Origin of the sequence: Limnospira sp. PMC 1279.21 (assembly GCF_032349615.1) — a bacterium.
In the GTDB taxonomy this organism is placed as follows: domain Bacteria; phylum Cyanobacteriota; class Cyanobacteriia; order Cyanobacteriales; family Microcoleaceae; genus Limnospira; species Limnospira fusiformis.
In genome coordinates, this window is the sequence record NZ_JARPLU010000358.1 from 1 (window position 1) to 1719 (window position 1719).

The 1719-nt window shown below is 45.8% G+C and carries 1 protein-coding gene and 1 pseudogene; one reads left to right on the forward strand and one right to left on the reverse strand.

Features of this window, described 5'->3' with window-relative positions:
* Positions 1 to 54: 54 nt before the first annotated feature.
* Positions 55 to 960: pseudogene (locus tag P5683_RS24530) on the forward strand (group II intron reverse transcriptase); the annotation flags it as partial.
* A 565-nt stretch (positions 961 to 1525) separates the two neighbouring features.
* On the opposite strand, the gene P5683_RS24535 reads toward P5683_RS24530, so the two are convergent.
* Positions 1526 to 1719 (reverse strand): hypothetical protein (locus tag P5683_RS24535; RefSeq protein ID WP_315641181.1); only part of this gene is annotated, 194 nt, incomplete at its 5' end.

Sequence of the window (1719 nt, forward strand, 5' to 3'; positions counted from 1 at the left end):
GAGCGCTATTACTACGCATCCGGTTAATTACCTATCAACCTGCGGAATGTAGGGTTAAAACCTGTTGGACTAGAAATAAAACATGAAAAGACTCGAATCTGTCACACGCTCAAACGTATTGAGTATGATGGAAAAACAGAGGAACCAGGGTTCGACTTTCTAGGATTTAATATCAGGCAATACCCGGTAGGAAAATATAAATCTGGGAAACATGGGGGAAGAAGAAAAGGAGGCTTCTTATTTAATAAAACCCCCCACAAAATGTGAGGATTCAAAACTAACATAAAACCCAGAAAAAAAGCAGTTAAAGTCCATACAGAAGCGATTAAAGGTGTAATAAAACAACTTAAAACAGCACCTCAATCAGCCCTGATTAGCAAGCTAAACCCGATTATTCGAGGATGGTCAAACTACTATTCAGCGGTAGTCTCATCAGAGACCTTCAATAAACTAGACCATATAGTCTGGTTAATGTTAAGGGCATGGACAGTATCAAGATGCGGAAAGGCAAGTTACAAGAAGCTAAGAAACTATTTCAGTCATGGAACGGTTAGACTTAGTAATGGGAAAGAAAGACATGAATCTTGGTTGTTCCAGACTAAGGATGGATTCACACTATGGAAACATAGTTACACGCCGACTGTCAGACACACCATTATACGCCCCGATGCAACACCATACGAGGGAAACTGGACTTACTGGGCAACCAGAAAAGGACAAGCAATCGACACGCCCAACAGGGTAGCAAAACTACTCAAAAAACAAAAAGGTAGATGTACCTGGTGTGGACAGTATTTCGCACCATCGGACATAGTTGAAGTAGACCACATTGTACCTCGAAGCCAAGGCGGAAAGGATGAATACAAAAATCTTCAGCTACTACATCGCCACACCCGCGATGATAAAACGGCGCTTGATAACGCTAAAGCTGTATCCCTAACAATGGAGCAATCAGACTAGGAGCCGTGTGAGGCGAAAGTCTCACGCACGGTTTTGTATGGGAGGGGGAGATGGCGACATCTCTCTCGACCCCTACTAGGCGGGGTCAAATTTAATCTGTAGGGACTATGGTTGTTTCCCAGTCCTTACAGACCCTTGGAGCCTGCACCGCAGGAAAGCCATTTCATCTACCCCTACAGGACTGACATCCATTCATTAAAGCATTATTAAGGCATTATTACATTTTTTAACGGGCTGTTTTGACACTCCCCGCTCTAAAGAGACGGGGATTCTTGGTTCGCGCGACTCGCCATTAGACCGCAGGTTCGCACCAACAGCCCAAGAGAGCCAATCTCCCCCAGCGTAAGTTCCGGCGTGCCCCGCCGTAGCTAGTCCGCGTTTTAGGATATTCACTGCCGCATTGTGCGAGACGTTTAGGAGTGAAATAGGGCTGCAATGCCTGAAATAGCCTCCTAGTGGGACTTAGAGCCCTTGGTTGAATATAAGGAGTGCGCCCTGACCATCCGATAACTATCTATGTGTCTCAACATCTGGAGACCCCCAGATAAGGCAGAGAGACTCAAGGTCAAGACAGAAAGCTAGAACGATGGAGTTGTGACCCACCTAGTATAGCAGAAAGTTGAGAGTAACGGCGATAGCCACCCCCAGTTTCAGGATTCACAATTCTGGGATTGAAGCGGGGAACGGAAGGCTCCGAGGTGTAACCTATAGCATTAGTCAAGGTGGTTAGGACGCAGCTTTGAGAACGGAATCCATGGC